This window comes from Acinetobacter sp. YH16040_T (assembly GCF_024605785.1).
Lineage (GTDB): Bacteria > Pseudomonadota > Gammaproteobacteria > Pseudomonadales > Moraxellaceae > Acinetobacter > Acinetobacter amyesii.
On record NZ_CP094541.1, the window covers coordinates 1818203 to 1841282 of the forward strand.

A 23080-nucleotide genomic window follows, 5' to 3' on the forward strand; every position below is an offset into this window, starting at 1 on the left:
AAGAACTTATCTTAAGTTACTGTTAAATGTCTTAATCAGCGGCGGAAGTTCAACTTCTAGGCTGCTAAACATTTCACGCTCAATATTGCGTACAATCGAGTCCAGCGGCAAATCATTTTCCTGCAAGCCAAAAGGCTCTTCCAGCTCTGCACTTAACGCATCCAAACCTAAAAATAAATACGCAATCAAAGCCACAATGACAGGTGTCCAAATCCCTAAACTGGCCTCTAGGCTAAATGGCAAAATCAGACAAAATGAATACACCGCGCGATGTAAAAGCACCGAATATGAAAATGGCAATGGCGTGGTCATAATACGGTCACAGCCTGCATGGATATCACCCATCGCTACGGTATGACGTGTAAGCGTGCTGTAGATAATGTCTGTAATCTGACCTTGCTTATAGGCTTTGACTAAATCTTTTTGAATAATTTCAAGTAAATACTGTGGTGCATTGATATTGTCTCGGCATTGCTGCCATTGCTGATCCGTCAAAGCTACGCCGTCTTTAAAATGTGCAATATCTTGTGATTCATAGCGTAAGCGATCACGTAACAAATTGCAAAACAGCATGATGCGGTACATCAACACGGTTCTCTGCTCATCTTCAAGGACATGGCTATCACGAATCATGTGGCGTGTATTGGCAATCAATGAGCCCCAAAGCTTGCGCCCTTCCCACCAACGGTCATAACAGGCAGTATTTCGAAAGCTCAAAAAAATCGACAGAATCACCCCAAAGATGGTAAATCCGATGGCTGGAACTTCAGGCGTATTCAGGTAGTGTGCAGCGCTTAGATACACCAAAATCGCCGACAAACTCACGACGACAGCCAACGCAGGCATGACTTTTGGGAGTATCGTGCCATGCCATGCAAATAAAAGTTTAAAACTATTATTTTTATTTCGAATGATCACTTATTTCCCCTCTGTACTGCCTTAATGAACAATTTCAACAATGAAAAAAGCCCAACCGAAGTTGAGCTTAATCTTAACCTACTTGATCTTAACCTATTGGGGATTCAAAGATGAATCCATTTAAAAGCTAAGATTTTATTTGCCTGGTTTGAAGCTGTCTTTCAAATCTAGAATACGGTTAAACACTGGTTTTTCCGCTGTATGATCAAACTGATCTGCAACAAAATAACCTTCACGTTCAAATTGGAAACGATCTTCAGGTTTTGCTTCTGCCAATGCAGGCTCAATGACCGCTTGAACCACTTTCAGTGATTCAGGATTTAAGTTTGCAAGGAAGTCATCACCCACTTCAGGGTCTGACTCAGTAAATAAACGGTCGTAAATACGAACTTCCGCAGCAATACCTTTGCTTGCAGAAACCCAATGTACAACACCTTTCACTTTACGGCCTTCAGGGTTTTTACCTAAAGTTTCAGGGTCGATTGAACATTTCAATTCAACCACTTCACCGTTCTCGTCTTTAATCACTTCATCGCACTTAATCACATACGCATGACGTAAACGCACTTCACCGCCCGGGATCAGACGCTTAAAACCTTTAGGTGCAACTTCTTCAAAGTCTTTACGGTCGATGTAAATGTCTTGAGTCAACGGAATAATACGGTCACCCATGTCCACGTTTGGATGACGTGCATGTACCAAATCCATTGCTTCAGGCAAGTTGGTTAAAGTCACTTTCAGTGGGTTTAACACCGCCATACCACGTGAAGCAGTATTTTCTAAAGACTGACGGATGCAATATTCAAGCATTGCAACATCAACAATACTGCCATCGACTTTCGTTACACCTACACGTTTACAGAAGTCACGCAGACCTTCTGGGGTAAAGCCGCGACGGCGCATACCCACAACGGTCGGCATACGTGGGTCATCCCAACCATTCACAAATCCACCTTCAACCAATTTACGTAATTTACGTTTAGAGGTAATGGTGTAATCTACATTTAGGCGGCTTGATTCGTACTGACGTGGTACAGATGGTGATTTAACTTTCTCTACAACCCAGTCATAGAATGGACGGTGATCAACAAACTCTAGTGTACACAGTGAATGCGTAACCCCTTCAATGGCATCTGATAATGGATGCGCATAATCGTACATTGGGTACATTTTCCATTTATCACCAGTTTGGTGATGTTCTGAATGCAAAATACGATACAAAATAGGATCACGCATATGAATGTTAGGTGAAGTCATGTCAATTTTGGCACGTAGTACTGCCTGACCTTCTCCTAACTCACCATTACGCATTTGTTCAAAACGCGCTAAGTTTTCTTCTACGCTAGCATCACGTTGCGGCGAGTTTTTACCCGGCTCAACAAAATTACCGCGGTTTAGTTTGATTTCTTCAGGGCTTTGCAAATCCACATAGGCATCACCTTGTTCAATCAATTGCACTGCCCAAGTGTAAAGCTGATCAAAATAGCTCGATGCATAACGTGGCTCGCCATTCCACTCAAAACCTAGCCATTTCACGTCATTGGCAATACCGTCTACATACTCTTGCTCTTCGGCATCTGGGTTTGTATCGTCAAAACGGAGGTTACATAGACCTGCGAATTCTTGAGCAATACCAAAGTTCAGACAAATAGCTTTTACATGACCAATATGTAGGTAGCCATTTGGCTCAGGTGGAAAACGTGTTACAACTTGTTCTGTACGACCTGCTGATAAATCATCGGTAATGACCTGACGTACAAAATCTAAGCCTGGCTGTTGTTCCTGCTGCGCAGCTTCGACAGGGGCATTGTTCTTGGTTGTCGGATTGTTAGGCAGGGATGAAACAACATCGTTTGGCTTCATGGTAATAAAATCACTTCTATAAAGATAAAATTAGGATAATTAAAACGCTTTTCTTCATTTTTAACAAAGAAAGTAACGTTTTTACTTGCCTTGTAGTTTACAGTTTGCTTATGCTTCTCACAACCAAAAAACCCATGGCTTTCATGTCCATGTACAGGAGATTACACAATGAGTTTTCCTCAAGTCGAATTAAACACCAATAAAGGTCGTATTGTTCTTGAGCTTAACACTGAAAAAGCACCTAAAACTGCTGAAAACTTCTTACAGTATGTTCGCGATGGTTTCTATGACGGCGTGATTTTCCACCGTGTTATTGATGGTTTCATGATCCAAGGCGGCGGCATGGATGAAAACTTCAAAGAAAAAACAACTCGTGATTCTATTGAAAACGAAGCTGACAACGGTTTAAGCAATGATGTTGGTACGATCGCTATGGCACGTACTCAAGCACCTCACTCTGCTTCAGCTCAATTCTTCATTAACGTGAAAAACAACTCTTTCCTTAACCACACTGGTAAAACAGCGCAAGGTTGGGGCTATGCAGTATTTGGTAAAGTAGTTGAAGGTCTTGACGTTGTTGACGCAATCAAAAGCGTTCGTACTGGTAACCGTGGCTACCACGCAGACGTTCCTCTAGAGAACGTTGTAATCGAATCAGCTAAAATCATTTCTGAATAAGAATCCCTCCTAACCTCCCTTTATAAAAGGGAGGAAAAGTCCCTCTTTTTTAAAGAGGGATTTAGGGAGATTCAAAGGAAAAGATTCGTGACCTATCTGTTTATCGCTGATTTACATTTGTCACCTGAACACCCTCGACTCGTTCGGGGGTTTTTAGCTTTGTTAGAACAATACAAAACTCAAAATACCCAGCTGTATATTTTAGGTGATTGGTTTAATGCTTGGATTGGTGATGACTTCACTGCCCCATGGTTAGACGAAATCATTACAGCACTAAAAGATTTCACTGCTTTGGGAAATCAAATTTATTTCCAAGTAGGTAATCGTGATTTTGCATTGGGTCAAAAGTTTTTAGATAAATTTCACGGTCAATTATTACAAGACGTGGATTATCTCCACATTGGCAACTATAAAATTCGTCTCGAACATGGCGATTTACTTTGCACCGATGATGTGTCTTACCAAAAGTTTCGTAAAGTGATTCGTAATCCTTTCCTATTAGGTTTCTTAAAGAGCTTACCGCTTAGCTTTCGACAAAAAATCGCCAATGGCTTCCGCAAAAAAAGTACAGAAACCAAGCAAGTTAAATCCTATGACATCATGGATGTAAATGCCGAAGCTGTAGAAAAGGCTTTAGAGCTAGCCGATCTACTGATTCATGGACATACCCACCGCCCCCAAATACATGATGTGCATGGCAAACCGCGTATCGTTTTAGGGGACTGGCGTGCAGAACAAGCTCAAATATTAGAGTTTAATGAAAACCCATCTGTGAGTGATTTAAAATTAAAAATTTGGTCTTACTAGTCCATAGCTTTCTAATCGTTAGCCTTTAGAAAAATTTACCATCATATCTGATTAATGTACGTATCCAAACCATGCAAACGTAGATTTTTAATTAAGCAAAAAAAAACAGCAGATCATCTGCTGTTTTTTTCATTTAAGCTAAGCGATATAGCTGGTTTGGGCCAGTATAGAAGCTTTTGCCATCTAGATTCAGGTTAAAGGTTTCGCCTGTTTCTAATTCAATCATTTGCCCAACATCAACCCAAATTAAACCAGCATTGGTATTTTGTTGACGTTTCAAAGGCACCAGTTTTACATTAATTTCGTCGCCATTTACGGCTTTGGCAGTTTGCCAAGTATTTAAAATATTCAAAAGATTTACTCAACATGTGAGCTTTTTGTGACAGAACAAAGAGATTAATCAATCGGGTTTGGAATAATAATTCTGTAGTTACAAAGATAAGATTCAAGTCAGAAGCTTGAATACAGATAAATCACAATCAGCTAAATAAAAAAAGATAAGCAGGAACATTACCCGCTTCGAGTTAAGCAGAAGTATACAATATTGCGCTTTGATTAGCAAAAGTAGGACTTATATATACTCTAAGCCACTACTTTTGCTAAAATTATTGAATTAATTTTTTTAACCAACGAGTAAATTAATTACCCACACAGTAAATAATATAACCAAGGCTGTACCGCTTAGTAACCACCTTCTGTTTTCATTACTTGGGTATCGGTTTTATACTTCGATAAAAGCTCTCGTAACGAATTCATGAGCACACTGGTATCGACACCCACGGCAACAAATTCTGTGCCTAACTCGATATATTTCTGAGTCACATCATGTTGTGTCGACAAAATACCTGCGGCTTTACCCGCCTTACGTATACGCTGAATTGCATCAATCACGGTTTTTTGTACTTCAGGATGGTTCGAATTCCCCTGATAACCCATCGTCGCCGACAAATCCACCGCACCAATAAATACCCCATCGATGCCATCAATTTTCAGTATTTCATCTAAGTTTTTAATCCCCTCAACCGACTCAATCTGAATCAGTAAACAGATATTTTCATGTGCAGTTGCATAGTAGTCAGGAATACTGTTCCAACGTGTTGCACGTGCTAATGCTGCACCTACTCCACGAATACCTTCAGGTGGATAACGTACTGCCTTAACCATAAGTTGAGCTTGTTCAACAGTTTCAACCATAGGAATCAGCAAGGTTTGCGCACCGATATCCAACAATTGTTTAATCAGTTGCACACTACCAATTGGAGGTCGAACTACGGCTTGCGAAGGATATGCTGCAATACTTTGCAATTGCGACAATGTCGTCCGTAAGTCACTTGGTGCATGCTCGCCATCAATTAGCAACCAGTCATAACCTGCGTTTGCAGCTATTTCAGTCCCATAAGCATCGGCTAATCCGACCCATAAACCAATCTGCTGTTCGGTTTTTAATTTTTTCTTGAAATGATTGGTGTAATCCATCGCTGCTGTCTCATGCTTAAACTATGATTAACTACAATTGATTAAACGCCTTTTGGCAAAAACTACCAATAGCATTTATCTATCTTATGATTTTATATAACTCTAATTCGCACTTCATACAGCTTAAATCTGTTAATTTTTAGCCAATGAGTACAGCATATACGACTAAGATCTATCTTTGGAAAATTTTCTCCTTAGACCATTTGGCCATTTATCCGCTAAACTACAGCAAACTATATCTGGAGATATTCGATGGATCTGTTAAACGTATCAAAACAACGCTATACCACGAAAGCATATAATCCTGCTAAAAAAATTCCACAGGAACAATTTGAGCGTTTATTACAAATACTCCGTTTAACACCATCTTCCATTAATATTCAGCCTTGGCATTTTTTTATTGCAGATCATGATGCAGCCAAACAACGCATTGCCAAAGCCTTAGTAGGAAAATATGCCTACAATGCCCCAAAAGTTTTAGATTCATCACATACGATTTTATTCTGTACTAAAGCAGACATCACTGCAGAGCATTTAGATAATCTTTTAAATCAGGATGATCGTAGTGGTCGCTTTAAAGATGACAAAGCCAAACAAGGTCAAAAAGACAGCCGTACAGGTTATGTCGATTATTATCGTAATGAAAAAGGTGATATTCAACGTTGGGCTGAAAACCAAACATTTATTGCTTTAGGTCAAATGCTTTTGGCAGCAGGCATTGAAGGTGTGGATGCAACACCGATTGGTGGATTTGACGAAGCGATCATCACTGAAGAATTGGGCTTAGTTGAACAAAACTTGATTCCTTCTGTACTGATGACTTTAGGCTATCGTAGCGAAAATGATTTCAATGCGAAATTACCTAAATCACGTCTGAATGCTGAAGAAATTTTTACACACCTCTAAGCTTTCCATAAAACCGACGAAAGGGGCAATTTTGCCTCTTTTTTGTCATTTCGGGACTTATTATTTAAACAATTATCGAGTATATTCTGCTCAAAATATACTCAGGTTTCTCCCTATGCCTACAGCTATAAAATTACCTATGAAATTTCATTGCGAAGCGTGCAATACGGTTTATTTACAAAAATATGCGGGCGATATGCTCCATAGCTATCCAAACTGCCCAAACTGTAAACAACCGGGTCAGTTACAAGGCACCATTGAAACTCAAGATTTTCTGAAGCACCCTGTTGCTGTGGGTAAATGTTATTTTGAAAATACCTTACAACGTTTTCAACAACTCACACGTTAAGTAAACATCTAAAACTAAAAGCCCTCAATACGAGGGCTTTTTTAATAACGACATATTTAGTAACAATGTGAGAAAATAGAAATTTTATAAATTGGTCTGAACTTTGCTGAATAATTTGAATCAAAACAACAATTCAAGCAGAGGTGGGACATGTCATATTTACTACAAATGCCGATGAAGTTTGAATGCGGTCATTGCCATCAAATGTATCTGCATACTTATCAATATACTGATCATCACTGCCCTGAGTGTCCAACCTGTCGAGATCAAGGACTGCTCATGGGCGTGGCTGAGTGGGATGATTTACTACAACACCCGATCGTTTTTGCTAAAAATTATCTTAGACAGACATGGCATATGCTAAGCAAACCACACTCATGATCCCTGCAATCAAACCAAATACGGTTGCGACTCTCAATTTTTCTTTAAAGATGATGAGGCCCGCAACCACACCTAAAACCACGACCAAAATATTCATGCCAGCAAATACGATTGCAGGTGTGTCTTTAAGCAACATGTGGGCTTTCACATACAGTGCAATATTGGCAAAGTTTAAGAGACCTAAGCCCAATCCAGCGAGGATATTTTTGGTCTGCCCCAAACTGCCGTGCTGTACGATGTTATAAATACTCGAAAGTAAAAATGCACAAATAAACACCAGATTTAAAGTCACCGCAAACTGCATGCCTAAACCTGAAGCAAATTTTAATAGCACATCAATCAGTGCATAGCCTGCCCAAACGCTTAATAAAAATAAAATCCCCTGCTTTCCATCAATGCTTCCCTTACGCTGTGAAAATAAAATCAGCAATACCGCAAGTACACCAAGTGCAATACCAATGAGCTTAATGGCATTAAAATATTCACTGAAAATAAAATAGGCTGCGCTAAGAGAAAGCACAACAGATAAGCGCTGAGCCAATTCGGTTTTTAAAATACCTGCTGTTTGCAGTGAGCGTGCTAAGCAATAAAAAATCGTCGGCAGTAATACACCCAAAGCCGCAATTAAAACCCACGGCGTTTTATTAATCGAAATATGGGCTAGATCCGGCTTAAACCATAGAAAACATAAAATACTCGCAGATGCATAATTCCATGTGATCATTTGTGCAGGGTTAAAACCCCGATCACGACAGAGTTTTAGAATTACTGAAACGAGAACACTGCAAATCGCGGCAGCAAAGATCAATTCCATGACACGCTCTTATTCTTGAGTTGTATTTAAAGCAATTTTTCTAAGTTCAAATCAAAGAAAAGCCCACTTAATTGTGGGCTTTTCTTCAAAAATAATCTATCTCAAGACAAATTATTTATAGTGACTCACCATTTTCTCTAAAGAAATTGGACGAATCTTGTCAGCATTACCCGCTGTACCAAATGCTTCATAACGATCGATACAAATTTGTTTCATTGCATCAACAGTTGCAGAGAAGAATTTACGTGGGTCAAATTCAGCTGGTTTTTCAGCCATCATACGGCGCATAGCACCTGTAGATGCAAGACGTAAGTCAGTATCGATGTTAATTTTACGAACACCGTGTTTGATTGCGTCTACAAGTTGGTCTACTGGAACACCATAAGTTTCGCCGATGTTACCACCGAATTCATTAATTACAGCTAACCATTCTTGTGGCACAGAGCTTGAACCGTGCATTACAAGATGTGTATTTGGTAAAGCAGCGTGAATTTCTTTAATACGGTCAATCGCTAAGATGTCACCTGTAGGTGGACGAGTAAATTTGTACGCACCGTGTGAAGTACCCACTGCAATTGCAAGTGCGTCAACATTGGTATCTGCTACAAATGAACGCGCTTCTTCAACTGAAGTTAAAAGCTGAGAATGGTCAAGTACGCCTTCAGCGCCTACACCATCTTCTTCACCAGCCATACCAGTTTCAAGGCTACCTAAACAACCGATTTCGCCTTCTACTGAAACGCCACACGCATGTGCCATTTGAACAGTACGACGAGTCACGTCTACGTTGTATTCGTATGAAGTTGGTGTTTTACCGTCTTCACCTAATGAACCGTCCATCATCACTGATGAGAAGCCAAGTTGAATAGAACGTTGACATACGTCAGGGCTAGTACCATGGTCTTGGTGCATAACCACAGGAATATGTGGCCATTCTTCGATTGCTGCCAAAATCAAATGACGCAAGAACGGAGCGCCTGCATACTTACGTGCACCCGCAGATGCTTGTACGATTACAGGTGAATTTGTTGCATCTGCTGCAAGCATAATTGCACGCATTTGTTCTAAGTTGTTTACGTTGAATGCTGGTACGCCGTAAGCATGTTCGCCGGCGTGATCCAAGAGCTGGCGCAATGAAATAAGAGCCATAATATCCTCCCAGGTAATGCCGCATATTCTACATGCTCAATCATTTCAATTCAGCAACAAATAACACTATTTAAAAAAAAATCCCTGCATTTGCAGGGACTTTTTAAATAAAGACAACAATCTTAGTGAGTTGCTGCTGCTGAAGCGGCTGTTTCAGCGTCAGCTGTTGCTTCGTCTGCAGGTGCATTTGCAATTTCAGCAGGAACATCTTGATTCTTTTCATCCAATACTGGCTTATCAAGTTCATCAATGGCTTTTTGTTGTTCTGGCGTTGTTTGAGCATTATCTACGGCAACAGCAGATGCTTCTGATTCCGTTGGTGCAGACTCTTTTTTAGCACAAGCTGTCAAAGTTAATGGAGCAATTAAAAGTACAGCAAGTGCAAGTTTTAAGTTCATCGTTGTTTCCTACTACTGCGAATTAGGTGTTGCGATGAATTTTATTGCAGAAATATTGCACTTTGATGACGGCAAAATGAATGGGCGATAAAAAAAGGCTGACCGAAGCCAACCTTTTTTAATACTGTACTATCTTATTAATAATACTAAATTAAGCACGGTCAAGAAGCGCTGCTACAGCAGGAAGAGTTTTACCTTCAACGAATTCAAGGAAAGCACCACCACCAGTCGAGATGTAACCAATTTTGTCTGCAACTTCATATTTATCAATTGCAGCAAGCGTATCACCACCACCCGCGATCGAGAAGCCTTCAGATTCAGCAATCGCTAAAGACAATGCTTTAGTGCCTTCGCCGAATTGATCAACTTCAAACACACCTACTGGACCATTCCATAGAATAGTTTTTGAAGTTTTCAAAATCTCAGCAAATGCTTTTGCAGTTTCAGGACCTACATCCAAAATCATATCGTTGTCTGTTACATCTTCAACTTTTTTCACAACAGCTTTTGCAGCAGCTAATGAACCAAGGAAGTCAGCAAAATCAATTTTAGCAGCATCAGCAACAACAACATCTGTTGGAAGTGGTACAGATACTTTTGCAGCAATGGCTTTTGCTGTGTCGATCAGGTCATTTTCACAAAGTGATTTACCGACATTGAAGCCTGCAGCAGCTAAGAATGTATTGGCAATACCACCACCCACGATCAATTGATCACAGATGTCAGATAGTGAAGTTAATACATCTAATTTAGTAGAAACTTTTGAGCCCGCAACAATCGCAACCATTGGTTTTGCAGGAGTTTTAAGTGCACGACCTAGCGCATCAAGCTCAGCAGCAAGTAAAGGACCTGCAGCAGCGACTTTTGCACAACGTGCTACGCCTTCAGTCGATGCTTCTGCGCGGTGAGCCGTACCAAATGCATCCATAACGTAAACATCACAAAGTGCTGCATATTTAGCAGATAATTCAGGATTGTTTTTCTTTTCACCTACATTGAAACGGCAGTTTTCAAGTAAAACCACTTGACCTGGCACAACGTCAACACCATCCAAATAGTCAGTGATCAATTGAACATCTTGACCCAAAGCTTCTGTTAAATAAGCGGCTACAGGTGCTAGAGACTGTTCTGCTTTAGGCTCACCTTCAACAGGACGACCTAAGTGTGAATACACCATTACAGCAGCACCTTTTTCTAAAGCTGCTTTAATTGTTGGCAACGCCGCACGTAAACGTGCATCGCTTGTAATCACGCCATTTTTAACTGGTACGTTAAGATCTTCACGGATCAGAACACGTTTACCCGCCAAATCTAGGTCAGTCATACGCTGAAAGTTCATGCATTACTCTCTTTTATTGATATCAAAACGCGACGATTTTAAATGATTATGCAGAAAAACGTTAGCTTCTTTTGCAGAAAAGCTATGTAGAGCCAAAGTTTTGTTATGATAGCGAAAAGCCTTATAAAGATTCAGCGCTTATGTCGATTCATCCAGACCCAAATATTAATCGTTTAAATGTTTTAGGCGAACCCTTGGCAAGCTGTTGTTTTGATCCGATTACCGGATATTTTAGAAATGGCTTTTGCCATACAGCAACAACAGACCTTGGTCAGCATACGATGTGTGCACAAATGACATCTGAATTTTTAAACTTTTCCCAAAAAGTTGGCAATGACCTAATCACACCCTTACCCGAAGTTGGTTTTCCAGGACTACAACCTGGTGACTTCTGGTGTATCTGTGTGACTCGCTGGGTGGAAGCGTATCAAGAAGGATTTGCCCCACCTATTAAAATACAAGCGTGTCACCAAGCGGTGCTGTCTTATGTACCGCTTGATGTACTTATGGAATATGCAGTGTAATGAGTACTTCCAAAATCATTTTGGCTTCTAGCAGCCAAACCCGTAAAGACCTGATGGACCGTTTACGGATTGATTACCACTCAATCGTACCAGATATAGACGAAACACCTCGCGGTGAAAACCACGCCGATGAGTTAGCAAAGCGACTGGCATTTGAAAAAGCTTCTGCGATTGCAAACCAACACCCAGACGCAATTGTGATTGGTTCTGACCAAGTCGCATGGCGCGAAGGCGCACCAGATATTTTTATTGGTAAACCGCTTTGCGATGAAAAAGCCGTTAAGCAGCTTCAAGCCAATTCAGACAAAATCGTTTATTTCAGTACTGCACTCAGTGTCCAACAAAAATCGATAGGTTTTGAACAAACCCTTGTCGAGCACTATAAAGTGAAGTTTCGCAAACTTAGCTTGCCTGAAATTGAACGTTATGTTCAGGTTGAACAGCCGCTACACTGCGCTGGCAGTTTTAAGTGTGAAAGTTTAGGGATTAGCTTATTTGAAGAAATGATCGGGCAAGACCAAACCACACTCATGGGTATGCCGATGATTAAACTCTGCAATATTTTGCGTGAGCTTAAGATCTTAGTCCCATAATTTTAAAATCTTTATCTGTTACAGCATAATAAACACATCATTAGCTCTTTATGGGCTAATGATTAAAAAGTCACTTACTTATTTATTACAACCAAGAACTGAAAACATGAAAACGTTTAATTTACTTTCATCTAGCCTCATTAGCATTAGCCTTCTATTTTGTTCGACAAACGGTCATACCAATACAGTGAATCAAACTGTGACCAACTCTCAGCAATACAATAAAAACTTAGTCAATGAATGGGTTCAATATAAATTTATCTATGCTGAATTAGAACAACAAGGCGCTGCGATGCAGGAGCAAATCATTCAACAACTGGGCACTAAAACCAAAACCGGTGGTAGTAACACGCCAGAACAACAAATCAATAAACTGGTTGCTCTAGGCAAACAAAAATTTGAAAGCATTCAGCCACAAACAGTTGAAGTGAAAAAACTTCTAAAACTACAAACCGAAAATGTTGAAATGATGGCAAAAGTCATGCCGAATCATTTCAAATTAATGTCTGATAAAGAAAATACTAAAATTGACACCAATGCACATTTTGAGCAATTCATGAAATTTTCAGCGACCACGGCTGCTGCCAATAGCTATGATTTGGAAGTTGAAAAATTAGTCATGCAATATCTCAAAGACAATCCTTTAAAATAGTCTCAAGTTAATCGAAATAATTTAATGAAATAGAGCCTTGCTAAAAACTGGAATCTCAAGGGACAATATATCCATTGAAATTGTATGTATTTAGCTATGGCTCATTCTCTTGACATCCTCGGCGGTATCAGCGCTGAACAATTCCTTGCCGAATATTGGCAGAAAAAACCATTATTGGTTCGTAATGCACTCCCTGAAATTGCCCATATACTAGAACCCAAAGACATTCTTGAATTGGCTTTAGAAGATAACGTCACTGCACGTCTCATCAAACAAAAAGATCGTGATCCTAACCAATGGACAGTAAAATCTTCTCCACTACTTAAAGCTGATTTTCAAAAAATGCCGAAACTGTGGACTTTATTGGTTCAAGCTGTCGATCATTATTCTTTTGACCTAGCCGAGCTTTGGAAGCAGTTTTCATTTATTCCGCAATGGCGTCGTGATGACATCATGGTGTCGTATGCACAAAAAGGTGGCTCTGTCGGACAACATTTTGATTTTTACGATGTATTCCTCGTACAAGGCTATGGTCACCGCCGTTGGCAATTAGGTCAGATGTGTGATGCAGATACTTCATTTGTCGAAGGTCAACCGCTTCGCTTACTGCCAGAAATGGACGTTCATTTTGATGAAGTGCTTGCTCCCGGCGACTTACTTTATGTACCACCAGGCCTATCACACTATGGCGTAGCTGAAGATGAATGTCTGACGTATTCATTTGGCTTCCGCATGCCAAATGTCACTGAAATGATGGATCGAGTGACAGACAAATTCACAGACAATCCTCTACTTAAAAATCCATTAACTGACATTTTACGTGACCAAATCAGTGCGATTGGCCAAGTGACTGAAAATGAACTTGAGTATTTAAAAGAAAAGTTATTTGAACAATTGCAAAATTCAACCGTACTTGAAGATGCAATCATGAGCTTAATGTCAGAACCTAAATATCCTGACAATATTCCTGAAGCAGAAGAAATCGGCACTGGTGATTTAGAGGAAGCTCTAGATCAAGGCTATCAACTCATGTTAGAACCTGCTTCACGCTTACTTTACACAGAGCAAGATGGTGATATTTTGTTTTGGGCAAATGGTGAAGGAATCTGTATCTCAGACGAATTTGCATTGCATTTAAAAACCATTGCCGATGGTCAAAGTCTAGCGCTAGACGAATCTTTATATGATGCTGATATTTTAGAAGATATTGCCATGCTATTAAATGAATCTGTACTCATGCTCGTCCCAACAGAAGCTGAATAAAATCAATAAAAAAGGGAGCGTCACGCTCCCTTTTTATGCTACTGAATAGCATTATTTTCGCTTTCTACGATTTAAAAAATCTTCGACTTGATCGGCTTTTTTCTCCACGATGACGCGATAAACCCATACAATCAATAACACCAATCCAATAAACCAAAGATAGCGCATTACACCGTATTGACTGCCTTTGCCTTGTCAAATTTGTAATTCAATACTTTGAAACTCCACATTCCTCGACTCTAACAAACTCAGTTGACTGGTCATGCTATTTGGGTCGTTGGCAGCATTGACTGAAAAAGGTGCACCATCCATGACAAAAGTAAATTCTTGTCCTGCATCCAATGTCTCTAATCGTTCAACCTGATCAACACCTGCGTCCATTTGCATGAGATTGCTTGAGGTTTGTTGAATAGCAGCATTGTAGTTATCAATTTGAAATTTAACGGATACCTCGCCACTGGTCATTGCCCTACCTCTGACCAACAAGACTGCACGATATGGGTTTTGGCTCGATGTCGCCGTGTAATCCACTGCAAAATTTTTAGTGTTTAATGCATTTGTATGGCTTTGACTTTCTGTGAGTAATTGCTGAATTTCTTCGGTGCTTAACACTGATTGTTGGAACAAAATCTGCCCATACTCACCCGGTTTAGGCGCTTGATCCTGCGAACCACAAGCGGCGATAAAAGTGACACAGCAGAACAATGCAATGCGCTTTAGGTTATTTAATATCTAATTGATCATCATTTTTATTATTTCAACATATTATTTTATGCAGCTGATTTTAAATTAATTTCTGTATGAATAATCGTACAGCCTTGCTGAGAATGAATTTTGAAATTCCCACCTATCCGCTCTACACGCATTTTCATACTTCGCATCCCAATACTCATGCCATGATTTGAAACACTCTCAACATCGAAACCGACACCATCATCTTCAATAGTTAATAACAATGCGCCATTTTCGAACTGTGACAGCGTGACATTGACATGATTTGCTTGGCTATGTTTCACAATATTGGTCAGGCTTTCTTCAATCACTCGTATTAAAGTCAGACACTGAATTGCCGTTGGTTTGATCGCCCACTGCGAAGGAATACACCATTTGGCATTCATTTCCACTTCATCCATCAACTGACTAAAGCGATGTCGAACAGGTGCGATCCAGAGCAAAGGTGAATCTGGCACTTTACTGTCTAAAGATGATCCACTATCAATAATTTGCCTTAAATCATCCCGAAGTAATTTCAACATCGACAAGAACTGTTTGTTTGGAATATTACTTTCACACTGATCAACCAAGATCATCGAGCGCACAATGGATGCGCCCAGACCATCATGCAGATCATGTGATAATTTAATTCGTTCTTGCAGGCGTACATTACTCAGTTCAAGCTGATGTTTATCATTCAAGCTACTGCATAGTTCATCACTGACTTTCTGAACTTCAAATGCCAGATCATCATTATATTTTTCAATTTTCTGTATATTTCGATTGAGTCTCGCCCCCAAGATCACCACTATAAATAAGGTTATAATCGGTGAAGTAAAGGGTGATAAAGGTGTAAAATTTTCTTTTGGAAAGAGTACCAAAACCATGATGTCAGCTATGACTATCACAATTATCGCAGTCAAACAGATTGCTAATAAAATATAGTCCTTTCTTCGTTCTTTGAAACAAATTTTACACAGATAGAGGTAAGTGATAAAAAAGAATGCACAATACAAAAAGAAAATAAGGCTCGAAATTTCCGCATTTTGTTCAAATGGCCAAATACATACTACACCAATCAGAGCCGCAGTGAGCATAGTACAGGACAATTCAATTCGCGGAAATTTACGTCCAACAAAGCGCAAGATATAGATGCTAAAACACTGAAAGTACAGCATTGAAAATATCAAATTGGCTTTGGTGGAAAAAATCGAATCTGGGTATGGAAAGGTTTCAGTAGTCAGAGCATTACTGAGAAATAAAATCCACAACACTGTTGAAAGCGCAAACCAGCCAAAACTGGTATCACGAGGACGCATCAACCAAATAATGAAGCAAATTAGACCCAAGACCCCGGAAAGAAAAATATTTAACTGTAAAATGGTTCGACGTGTCCATGTGGCTTCTTCGGCCTGCTCCAACGTTGCCATTACATTATTAAATTTAACTGGTCCTAATCCTGCATTTAGACTCGAGTAGCCATACACATAGATCAAAGTTTCATTATGATCATGTTTGATTCCACTTATCGGTAAAATCCAATAGCGCGCAACATTCCAACTTTTAGAAATCGGTTCTTGAAGATTTTTATTGGTCCACAGCAAGTCGCCATTCAGAAAGACTGAACCCGTATTAATGATATAATCAATATATAGTACGATGGGTTCTGCCAAACGGGCATTATTTTTACAGTACCAAGACCAGTCTAGTTTATACCAAGCACCACCTTGATAACCTTCCCAGTCTTTATCTTCTTTCCAACGATCAGGTAATTGTGTGGTTTTCCATCCCGTTCTGGGTAATTCTTGATTGGATGGTGTTTTCACCCGTGAAATGCTATTCACAGTTACATTACATTGATCATTTACAGGGAATACTTGCTCTGCATGACTCAAGCTCCCCCATACTAAACAGAGGATAAATAAGAAAAAATATCCTCCTTTACGCATTATAGAATACCCATAGATCTTGCTGTACTCACGGCTTTGGTTCGTTTCGTTACGGCTAATTTGCGATAAATATGTTTAATATGGCTTTCTACGGTATAGCGAGAAACAAAAAGCTGTTCAGCAATCTCACGGTTACTCAAACCTTGAGCAACCAAACATAAAATTTCTTTTTCACGACTGGTCAAGAGGTTCAGGTCTGCTTCATCGGCGACTGTTTGTTCTGGACTTGGCGCTTCGGCTTCGGATATTTGTTTAAGGATTTCTCGTGCAATAAATGGGTCAATCGGCGCCCCACCACGTAAAATACTCCGAATAGATAAAAGTACTTCAGCATCATCACGTTCTTTTAATACATAGCCCGTTGCACCTGCTTTAATTGCGGCAAATAAGCTTTCTTGTGTACTCCATGCAGAGACAACCAAGATCATGGTATTACTTTCGAGGGAACGTATTTTTTCAATAATTTCGATACCACTACCATCAGGCAAACCTAAGTCAACTAAGGCTAAGGATATCGGTTGGGTCTCTACGGCTTGAATAGATTCTTTAACATTTTTGGTGAAGATAAGCTCTTCACGCTTATAACCCAGCTCTGTCAAAATTTGACGTAAACGTAATTGAATAATTTCCTCATCTTCAACGACGAGCACCGGTACGGGTAGTATGACTTCTTGTGGTGACATGATTTACTTCCCCCGAAAAAATGAAATGTCTTTTACATTAATGAGTTTAATCCTTTTAGGATATCCCTATAATTAAGTAAATTTCTTATTTTTTAACAATTTATTCTAATTCAATTGATGCAGCTATGATGCATTTTTCTTCTAATTTTAAATCCATTTAACATTACAATACGTGTATAGCCATCAGTCTGACTATACACTGCACTTAGCTTAAACTTGAGTGAGATTAGCTCAAATATTGCTTCTTCAGATATTTTACAATTTTTTCAGATTCAAAAAGTTCTACACCAGTATTAGGATCTTTCAAATATGGCACTTGAATATTGTTCCCCATGATTTTTAACACTTGTTCACGCTTGCCACCTTTCAGGGGTACATATTTACCAGGTCTTAAGCGCATTACCGCTAATCCCTGATCTTGCCAACGTTCCTTAGCCACATTATGAAAGATATATGCCAATTCCATTTCAGACAATGCGCTACGTACGATACGTGTATATGGACTCGCTTCAAAACCCCATAGTTCTAAGAGTTGACTTGGAGCATCACGATGAATGACTTTACGGTGCACCCACACGCCTTGAGCCCCATTAATTAAGGTTCCAACATAGGCAACATACGGAATTTTAGGATAATTGGCATATTTCCTAGGAGTCTGACCTGTTTTGCCATAATGTTTAAATAGATGATGAATTATTTGCTGAGATTCGTACAAACGATCCCCAGTATTGTCATCCACCAAGAAAGGGAATTGCTGTTTTCCACCTAATTTCTGTACCTCTAAACGGTACTTTTTAGCCCCTTTGGGACATGGGTAAACCTCATAATCCAAATTAAGTGTGGTCAAAACTTCACGCACACGACGGCAATACGGAGAACCTTCAAATTCGTACAGTTTAAGGGCTTTATCAGGTTGTTTGGGATAAGGCGTCCCATTTGTACCTCGTCCGCCCTCTGCTACGCCTGAGAGCAACGCTTGCGCCACTTTTAATTGATGCAACAACATATATTCTTCCTTTCTTCTTTTATTTCGTATTTTTATACAACAGCCGAGAGTCCTCAGCTGAAGTTTGTATTTTTTCCAGATTTATATCGTCGTATATAAGTAAGCAATGCCAACTGATTCCATGACTAAAAACTCAAACCCACTTAAAGAACAACCAATTGCTCTTTTGAAACAACAATGCCGTTATTGTCAGCATAAATAAAATCACCAGACTGAATGTTTACACCACCAAAACTTAATGGAATATCTGTTTCACCCACGCCTTTGCGGTTACTTTTTTGTGGAATCGCAGCCAAAGCATGCACACCTAAATCAAGTTCGGCAATCGCATCAACATCACGCACGCAGCCGTAAATAATGACGCCATTCCAATGATTGTTAACTGCAGATTCAGCAATCATATCACCCATCAAGGCACAGCGCATCGACGCACCACCATCCACAACCAATACTTTACCCGTACCATCGGTTGCCAATAATTCTTTAACACGAGAGTTATCTTCAAAACATTTGACCGTCATCACCTGACCGCCAAAACTTTTTCGTGCACCATAACTTTGAAAGAATTTACCATCCAACGACGGGATCACCACTTGTAATTCTTTATCTGGATGATCATCAAGTAAATCACAGGTGACGAATGGAACTGTAGACACGGTATTTCCCTCATTTAATTGTTAGTATGCGTAAATTATCATAAATCTCGAACTTTTCAGTCTGAGTTTGTGCTGCATCGACCATAGTATGAGCCACTTGCTGTGCTGTCACTGGCTTAAATTTGAAACGGTCTGGTACAAAATGCGAAAAGCGCATATAAAGTTTCTGTGTCGCATCTTCTAAACGCCGAGATTCATGACGCTCGCCAAGTAACAGCGAAGGCTTTAATATCGAAAGTTGATTTAACTTTAAGGTTTTTAAATAATATTCCAATTCCCCTTTGACTCGATTATAAAAAAATGCGGAATTGGCGTCAGCGCCCATAGCACTAACTATGATCAAATGGGTTTCTGTATATTCTAATAATTCAGCAAAATGCGCATTGATGCTAAAATCGATCTGATAAAAATGATCTTTAGACCCTGCTTTTTTAATGGTCGAGCCTAAACAACTAAAGGCATGACTATAATCTCTCACATCATCCTGAGTCAGAGAAAGAAAGCACTGATCACCATTTGTTGAACTTTTGCCAGTCCATTCAGTTCATGGTCACGCTGACGTACCACAGCCGTAATATTCTTACATCCTGTATTTTGACTGAGCTGACGAACCAATTCCCGCCCGACCAATCCTGTTGCCCCAATGACAATTGCATTCTCTATACTTTTAGTCATTTTTCATACAATCTCAATAACTTTAGACTAATCTAACGTTTTCTTTAAAATTTTTCTGCATCTAAAATGTTGTCAAAGCATGTCAAGACTTGACTTAAGCGCTTAGTTTAATCACAATATGGCACTTGTTTACGGGCTGGTGATAGTTCTTCTGATGTTGGTTTTCAGATGTAATTTCAGCCCGCCCAGACCAATCTATTTCAAGGAGTGCACGAGTGGCAAACTCTGCTCAAGCAAAAAAACGTGCTCGTCAAAACGTTAAAGCACGTCAACACAACGCAAGCTTACGTTCTATGGTTCGTACTTATCTTAAACGCACAGTAGCTGCTATTGCTGCTGGTGATTACGCTGTCGCTACAGAAGCTTACAAAAAAGCTGTTCCTGTAATCGACCGTATGGCTGATAAAGGCATCATCCATAAAAACAAAGCTGCTCGTCATAAGAGCCGTTTAAATGCACAAGTTAAAGCTTTAGCTAACTAATTTGTTGCGATGAAAAAAGCCCTTCTTAGGGCTTTTTTTGTTTTTATAAATCAATAAGTTATACAATAAATATGCACTCTTGTTGCACTTAACATTCTCTAAGCTATTAAAAATAAATTGTAATAATTTTAAAAATATTATTTTTTAGACATCCAATACGTATACCGGTCAACAAAAGACCATTTAGTAATTCTTGGACTATATAGCTCAGAACTCGTTCCAATTCCTCCTACTTTTTTAGAACGTGAGAATAGTTTTCCGGATGATATTTACCTTAGAGCAACATATACTCAAATCATCTTAAGATACGGACGCTAACCATGATTGTTATGAAGAAAAATAAAAAGTATCTCTCCTATGTAAAACAAGAAGATGATTTGGATTATTGGGAATTATCAGAAGTGAATTTTTTAGATCAATCGGGCTGGCATTGGACTAGTGATTATGAGAAAGCTAAATATTTTATGAGTAAAAGAGATGCTGATATTTTCTTGGCTAAAAAGAAGGGGGAATTTTGGGAAGGTGTGGTGATAGTTAGTGAGTGATATTCAAAATAAAATTATAAATATTATTGCCATTACAATGGCCATAAGCTTTTTCTGTTTTGCTTCATCTTGGATATTGTTTGAATTTAAGGGTTCATCAAACTCGCTAAAAGATACTTGGTCTATTGTTTCCTCTTTATTTAGTGGTGGCGCTGCCCTTATTGCAGCTTATATTGCGTCTTTATTATTTAATGATTGGAAAGAGCAGCACAATAAATCTATTTTATCAAACGAAGCTAAAATAATTTTTAGAAAAATTAGTGAATCCTATTTATTATTAGCCACTTACAATAAATCCTTAGATAGAATGTTAGGTAACTCTGTTGCCTTTTCTATTAATGATATTCACAACTCTATGGAGCCCTTGGTATCGTTTAATCAAGAAATAATAGTTGATTTAAAATATTTTGAAGATCTGTCGTCAGAATCCAAACTCAATAACATGATCAAAGCTTATAACAATTTGGTAAGTCAACATGTGGATTATTTAGACAGCTACATTAAATGCCCTGATAATAAATTAATATCTGAAGACTTTGTCTCGAGAGGAAAAGTATTTACATCTGGACTAAATAGCACTTCACAAACTATTCAGTCCAACCTTAAAGAGTATATATTATTTAAAGATATCCTAAAGTAAGCCCTCACTTGAGGGCTTTTTAACATTAGAATTCTTCCACTGGTAGCAAGTCAACTGTCTGACCTGCCAAGCTATGATGACAATCTGATAAGAATTGAATTCTTCCATCAGTGATGAAAGAGTGACATTGACTTGGGTGGCCTTGGTTCACCATTAATGATGGTGTGAATGTTGGTACATCCACATTCCCATTAAAACCCCACCGGATACGATGCTGCTCACCAACATGGATGGGGTGTAAGGTTTTACACCCCGGACACTCAATGAAGTAAATGCCTTGTGATTCAAGTAATACTTCGCTTACTTTCTTAAACTCACTCATTTGCTGGCCTCATATTCAATTAGAACTTCGGCCACCGCTTTCGCAGCCGACCAATATTTTGAATGAAATGCTGCAAGTTCTGTTGCGTTTGAAATAAAGCCAAGCTCTACAATTAAACCGCCAGCATTCACGTATGCCAAGCGACCACGCGCAGATTTAGACTGATCAATCCAGCCATTGTCACCACGTAATCGACTACCAAGAGCATCCGCTACGGCTTTGGATAACTTTTGAGCCAAGACCTTATCTTTTGGCAATGCAATCGTTTCTACCCCATTCGCTTGTTTTGAAGTCGCTGCATTCATGTGAAATTCGACTGCCACACTTGAGCCTTGAATTAATTTTACCGCAGCAGACAATGGATCGTTTTTAGTGCCAGTACCATCGGTCTTGACCTGCAATCCAGCTTCACGCAAATAATGAGTCACTGCGTTGCGGAAGTTGACGACCAGATCTGCTTCTTTGGTTTTGCCATTTACTGCACCCGGATCTGCATTGCTATGCCCTGCTGTAATGGTGGCGAAGCCTAAAGTCTGATTATGCAATTGTGGCTGTGCAATCTTACGACCTATCCAGCTCAAAGCTGGCAATACAGTACCAATAATAAAAGGCGCATATTGTTCAGGGATAAAATTAAAGTCCAACGCCCATTGAATAACTAAAACTGCAAGCATTAAAAAAGCCCCCAGTAGTGGGAGCTTTACGGATAAGTACTGAAGTGCACTTTCTTGGATTAATTTCATTTTTCCTCTCTCATATTTCGTTCATAAATTTTGTTGCGGATTTCTTCAACTGTTCTTAAGAGTTGGTCAGATTGTTTTTCAAGAACTTGGATGGATTGGCTGTTGGCTATGGTTTGAGTGTTTACCGTGTCTGTCTTGCTCGTCTGAGTATTCCAAGCGACGACGAATAGACCTGCTAAGAAAATGCCACCAAAGCGCACAAGGCTTGTGGTGTTATCAATCTTGGTTTTGCTTTCATGTAGCACCCTGATCTGCATATCCATTTCTTTAAACTTCGGATCGATCTCATTTCGGACTTGCTTGATCTCGCTTTTAAAGTTTGACTTGGCTCGATCTAAGTCATCTTGCAGATTGTCCCGAGTCTGAGTTAAGTCATTTCGTGTCTGCTGATGTTCCTTATTGAGCTGCTCTAACTGCATATTCATGCGGTCAAGCTTTTGGGGCATTTCAGCCAACTTATCCATACTTTTTCCAAGATCGTTAATCTTGTCTGAGATGGCAAGAAGCTGCCCTGCTGTCGCTACTGGTGGGTCAGATGAGTAGTCATTTGACATT

27 protein-coding genes and 1 pseudogene are annotated in these 23080 nt (G+C 39.4%); 11 read left to right on the forward strand and 17 right to left on the reverse strand.

Annotation, left to right across the window (positions count from 1 at the left end):
• Positions 1 to 6 precede the first annotated feature (6 nt).
• Both MST16_RS08800 and MST16_RS08805 read right to left on the reverse strand, forming a co-directional pair.
• Positions 7 to 918 (reverse strand): bestrophin family protein, encoded by a 912-nt coding sequence (locus MST16_RS08800; RefSeq protein WP_180010129.1) that lies wholly within the window; start codon positions 916 to 918, stop codon positions 7 to 9.
• 135 nt (positions 919 to 1053) lie between these two features.
• The gene (locus MST16_RS08805; protein ID WP_180004641.1) at positions 1054 to 2781 is read right to left on the reverse strand and encodes a glutamine--tRNA ligase/YqeY domain fusion protein; all 1728 of its coding nucleotides are present in this window, start codon (positions 2779 to 2781) and stop codon (positions 1054 to 1056) included.
• 168 nt (positions 2782 to 2949) lie between these two features.
• Here MST16_RS08805 and MST16_RS08810 point away from each other — a divergent pair, with 168 nt between their 5' ends.
• Together MST16_RS08810 and MST16_RS08815 are read left to right on the forward strand one after the other, a co-directional pair.
• Positions 2950 to 3459: a peptidylprolyl isomerase gene (locus MST16_RS08810; RefSeq protein ID WP_078193500.1), complete on the forward strand. Its 510-nt coding sequence runs from the start codon at positions 2950 to 2952 to the stop codon at positions 3457 to 3459.
• Between the two features lie 87 nt (positions 3460 to 3546).
• Complete coding sequence (locus tag MST16_RS08815) at positions 3547 to 4266, forward strand: UDP-2,3-diacylglucosamine diphosphatase (protein WP_180004640.1); 720 nt, start codon at positions 3547 to 3549, stop codon at positions 4264 to 4266.
• A 133-nt stretch (positions 4267 to 4399) separates the two neighbouring features.
• On the opposite strand, the gene MST16_RS08820 is transcribed toward MST16_RS08815, so the two are convergent.
• The gene (locus tag MST16_RS08820; RefSeq protein ID WP_111883736.1) at positions 4400 to 4618 is read right to left on the reverse strand and encodes a transposase; all 219 of its coding nucleotides are present in this window, start codon (positions 4616 to 4618) and stop codon (positions 4400 to 4402) included.
• A gap of 329 nt (positions 4619 to 4947) precedes the next feature.
• Complete coding sequence (gene hpaI / locus MST16_RS08825) at positions 4948 to 5742, reverse strand: 4-hydroxy-2-oxoheptanedioate aldolase (RefSeq protein WP_168379673.1); 795 nt, start codon at positions 5740 to 5742, stop codon at positions 4948 to 4950.
• Between the two features lie 252 nt (positions 5743 to 5994).
• Here hpaI and nfsB point away from each other — a divergent pair, with 252 nt between their 5' ends.
• Positions 5995 to 6648, forward strand: a complete 654-nt coding sequence (nfsB, locus tag MST16_RS08830) for an oxygen-insensitive NAD(P)H nitroreductase (protein ID WP_111883737.1) — start codon at positions 5995 to 5997, stop codon at positions 6646 to 6648.
• Between the two features lie 115 nt (positions 6649 to 6763).
• A complete protein-coding gene (locus MST16_RS08835) occupies positions 6764 to 6997 on the forward strand; it encodes a hypothetical protein (RefSeq protein ID WP_078188692.1) in 234 nt (77 codons plus the stop codon).
• A 340-nt stretch (positions 6998 to 7337) separates the two neighbouring features.
• On the opposite strand, the gene MST16_RS08845 is transcribed toward MST16_RS08835, so the two are convergent.
• From MST16_RS08845 to MST16_RS08860, 4 genes are all read right to left on the reverse strand, one after another.
• On the reverse strand, positions 7338 to 8192 hold the full coding sequence (locus MST16_RS08845) for an EamA family transporter (RefSeq protein ID WP_078193508.1): 855 nt from the start codon (positions 8190 to 8192) through the stop codon (positions 7338 to 7340).
• A 111-nt stretch (positions 8193 to 8303) separates the two neighbouring features.
• Entirely contained in the window at positions 8304 to 9341 is a 1038-nt protein-coding gene (gene fba / locus MST16_RS08850; protein WP_078193509.1) for a class II fructose-bisphosphate aldolase, read from the reverse strand.
• Positions 9342 to 9463: 122 nt separating this feature from the next.
• Positions 9464 to 9739: a hypothetical protein gene (locus MST16_RS08855; RefSeq protein ID WP_078188696.1), complete on the reverse strand. Its 276-nt coding sequence runs from the start codon at positions 9737 to 9739 to the stop codon at positions 9464 to 9466.
• 151 nt (positions 9740 to 9890) lie between these two features.
• Positions 9891 to 11078, reverse strand: a complete 1188-nt coding sequence (locus tag MST16_RS08860) for a phosphoglycerate kinase (RefSeq protein WP_180010130.1) — start codon at positions 11076 to 11078, stop codon at positions 9891 to 9893.
• 140 nt (positions 11079 to 11218) lie between these two features.
• On the opposite strand from MST16_RS08860, the gene MST16_RS08865 reads away from it, so the two are divergent.
• The 4 genes from MST16_RS08865 (at position 11219) to MST16_RS08880 (ending at position 14110) form a co-directional block, all read left to right on the forward strand.
• The gene (locus MST16_RS08865; RefSeq protein WP_078193708.1) at positions 11219 to 11602 is read left to right on the forward strand and encodes a DUF2237 family protein; all 384 of its coding nucleotides are present in this window, start codon (positions 11219 to 11221) and stop codon (positions 11600 to 11602) included.
• Positions 11602 to 12195: a nucleoside triphosphate pyrophosphatase gene (locus tag MST16_RS08870; protein WP_180010131.1), complete on the forward strand. Its 594-nt coding sequence runs from the start codon at positions 11602 to 11604 to the stop codon at positions 12193 to 12195. Before MST16_RS08865 ends, MST16_RS08870 begins: the two co-directional genes overlap by 1 nt.
• Positions 12196 to 12301: 106 nt before the next feature.
• Entirely contained in the window at positions 12302 to 12847 is a 546-nt protein-coding gene (locus tag MST16_RS08875; protein WP_180010132.1) for a hypothetical protein, read from the forward strand.
• A gap of 96 nt (positions 12848 to 12943) precedes the next feature.
• Complete coding sequence (locus tag MST16_RS08880; protein ID WP_180004635.1) at positions 12944 to 14110, forward strand: cupin domain-containing protein; 1167 nt, start codon at positions 12944 to 12946, stop codon at positions 14108 to 14110.
• Between the two features lie 195 nt (positions 14111 to 14305).
• On the opposite strand, the gene MST16_RS08885 is transcribed toward MST16_RS08880, so the two are convergent.
• The 6 genes and pseudogenes from MST16_RS08885 to MST16_RS08910 form a co-directional block, all read right to left on the reverse strand.
• On the reverse strand, positions 14306 to 14737 hold the full coding sequence (locus MST16_RS08885) for a hypothetical protein (RefSeq protein WP_180004634.1): 432 nt from the start codon (positions 14735 to 14737) through the stop codon (positions 14306 to 14308).
• A gap of 143 nt (positions 14738 to 14880) precedes the next feature.
• Positions 14881 to 16719 (reverse strand): ATP-binding protein, encoded by a 1839-nt coding sequence (locus MST16_RS08890; RefSeq protein ID WP_306669529.1) that lies wholly within the window; start codon positions 16717 to 16719, stop codon positions 14881 to 14883.
• Positions 16720 to 16772: 53 nt separating this feature from the next.
• Positions 16773 to 17456, reverse strand: a complete 684-nt coding sequence (locus MST16_RS08895; RefSeq protein WP_078188703.1) for a response regulator transcription factor — start codon at positions 17454 to 17456, stop codon at positions 16773 to 16775.
• Between the two features lie 226 nt (positions 17457 to 17682).
• Positions 17683 to 18462: a glutathione S-transferase N-terminal domain-containing protein gene (locus MST16_RS08900; RefSeq protein ID WP_180004632.1), complete on the reverse strand. Its 780-nt coding sequence runs from the start codon at positions 18460 to 18462 to the stop codon at positions 17683 to 17685.
• Between the two features lie 143 nt (positions 18463 to 18605).
• Positions 18606 to 19118 carry a ribonuclease E activity regulator RraA gene (rraA, locus tag MST16_RS08905; protein WP_168377554.1) on the reverse strand — a complete coding sequence of 171 codons (513 nt, stop codon included), beginning with the start codon at positions 19116 to 19118 and terminating at the stop codon, positions 18606 to 18608.
• A gap of 10 nt (positions 19119 to 19128) precedes the next feature.
• A pseudogene (locus MST16_RS08910) lies at positions 19129 to 19793 on the reverse strand (NAD(P)H-binding protein).
• A 215-nt stretch (positions 19794 to 20008) separates the two neighbouring features.
• Between MST16_RS08910 and rpsT the strand changes: the two are divergent.
• The 3 genes from rpsT to MST16_RS08925 all read left to right on the forward strand — a co-directional run bounded on the left by rpsT (position 20009) and on the right by MST16_RS08925 (position 21460).
• Positions 20009 to 20275 carry a 30S ribosomal protein S20 gene (gene rpsT, locus MST16_RS08915; RefSeq protein WP_078188707.1) on the forward strand — a complete coding sequence of 89 codons (267 nt, stop codon included), beginning with the start codon at positions 20009 to 20011 and terminating at the stop codon, positions 20273 to 20275.
• A gap of 320 nt (positions 20276 to 20595) precedes the next feature.
• Positions 20596 to 20820 (forward strand): hypothetical protein, encoded by a 225-nt coding sequence (locus MST16_RS08920; RefSeq protein WP_180091938.1) that lies wholly within the window; start codon positions 20596 to 20598, stop codon positions 20818 to 20820.
• The gene (locus MST16_RS08925) at positions 20813 to 21460 is read left to right on the forward strand and encodes a hypothetical protein (RefSeq protein WP_180091936.1); all 648 of its coding nucleotides are present in this window, start codon (positions 20813 to 20815) and stop codon (positions 21458 to 21460) included. Before MST16_RS08920 ends, MST16_RS08925 begins: the two co-directional genes overlap by 8 nt.
• A 25-nt stretch (positions 21461 to 21485) precedes the next feature.
• Here MST16_RS08925 and MST16_RS08930 read toward each other — a convergent pair whose 3' ends face one another.
• Genes MST16_RS08930 through MST16_RS08940 form a run of 3 tightly spaced genes read right to left on the reverse strand, consistent with a single transcriptional unit; the run spans position 21486 to position 23079 of the window.
• The gene (locus MST16_RS08930; protein WP_180091934.1) at positions 21486 to 21782 is read right to left on the reverse strand and encodes a DUF6527 family protein; all 297 of its coding nucleotides are present in this window, start codon (positions 21780 to 21782) and stop codon (positions 21486 to 21488) included.
• On the reverse strand, positions 21779 to 22525 hold the full coding sequence (locus tag MST16_RS08935) for an N-acetylmuramoyl-L-alanine amidase (RefSeq protein ID WP_180091932.1): 747 nt from the start codon (positions 22523 to 22525) through the stop codon (positions 21779 to 21781). Before MST16_RS08935 ends, MST16_RS08930 begins: the two co-directional genes overlap by 4 nt.
• The gene (locus tag MST16_RS08940; RefSeq protein WP_180091929.1) at positions 22522 to 23079 is read right to left on the reverse strand and encodes a hypothetical protein; all 558 of its coding nucleotides are present in this window, start codon (positions 23077 to 23079) and stop codon (positions 22522 to 22524) included. Before MST16_RS08940 ends, MST16_RS08935 begins: the two co-directional genes overlap by 4 nt.
• Position 23080 lies beyond the last annotated feature (1 nt).

Coding starts and splice junctions, on each gene's coding strand:
- MST16_RS08880 (WP_180004635.1), top strand. CDS start 12,944: ATGGCTCATTCTCTTGACATCCTCGGCGGTATCAGCGCTGAACAATTC.
- MST16_RS08805 (WP_180004641.1), bottom strand. CDS start 2,781: ATGAAGCCAAACGATGTTGTTTCATCCCTGCCTAACAATCCGACAACC.
- MST16_RS08870 (WP_180010131.1), top strand. CDS start 11,602: ATGAGTACTTCCAAAATCATTTTGGCTTCTAGCAGCCAAACCCGTAAA.
- nfsB (WP_111883737.1), top strand. CDS start 5,995: ATGGATCTGTTAAACGTATCAAAACAACGCTATACCACGAAAGCATAT.
- MST16_RS08895 (WP_078188703.1), bottom strand. CDS start 17,456: ATGTCACCACAAGAAGTCATACTACCCGTACCGGTGCTCGTCGTTGAA.
- fba (WP_078193509.1), bottom strand. CDS start 9,341: ATGGCTCTTATTTCATTGCGCCAGCTCTTGGATCACGCCGGCGAACAT.
- MST16_RS08810 (WP_078193500.1), top strand. CDS start 2,950: ATGAGTTTTCCTCAAGTCGAATTAAACACCAATAAAGGTCGTATTGTT.
- MST16_RS08935 (WP_180091932.1), bottom strand. CDS start 22,525: ATGAAATTAATCCAAGAAAGTGCACTTCAGTACTTATCCGTAAAGCTC.
- hpaI (WP_168379673.1), bottom strand. CDS start 5,742: ATGGATTACACCAATCATTTCAAGAAAAAATTAAAAACCGAACAGCAG.
- MST16_RS08920 (WP_180091938.1), top strand. CDS start 20,596: ATGATTGTTATGAAGAAAAATAAAAAGTATCTCTCCTATGTAAAACAA.
- MST16_RS08930 (WP_180091934.1), bottom strand. CDS start 21,782: ATGAGTGAGTTTAAGAAAGTAAGCGAAGTATTACTTGAATCACAAGGC.
- MST16_RS08865 (WP_078193708.1), top strand. CDS start 11,219: ATGTCGATTCATCCAGACCCAAATATTAATCGTTTAAATGTTTTAGGC.
- MST16_RS08875 (WP_180010132.1), top strand. CDS start 12,302: ATGAAAACGTTTAATTTACTTTCATCTAGCCTCATTAGCATTAGCCTT.
- MST16_RS08845 (WP_078193508.1), bottom strand. CDS start 8,192: ATGGAATTGATCTTTGCTGCCGCGATTTGCAGTGTTCTCGTTTCAGTA.
- MST16_RS08855 (WP_078188696.1), bottom strand. CDS start 9,739: ATGAACTTAAAACTTGCACTTGCTGTACTTTTAATTGCTCCATTAACT.
- MST16_RS08835 (WP_078188692.1), top strand. CDS start 6,764: ATGCCTACAGCTATAAAATTACCTATGAAATTTCATTGCGAAGCGTGC.
- MST16_RS08940 (WP_180091929.1), bottom strand. CDS start 23,079: ATGTCAAATGACTACTCATCTGACCCACCAGTAGCGACAGCAGGGCAG.
- MST16_RS08900 (WP_180004632.1), bottom strand. CDS start 18,462: ATGTTGTTGCATCAATTAAAAGTGGCGCAAGCGTTGCTCTCAGGCGTA.
- MST16_RS08860 (WP_180010130.1), bottom strand. CDS start 11,078: ATGAACTTTCAGCGTATGACTGACCTAGATTTGGCGGGTAAACGTGTT.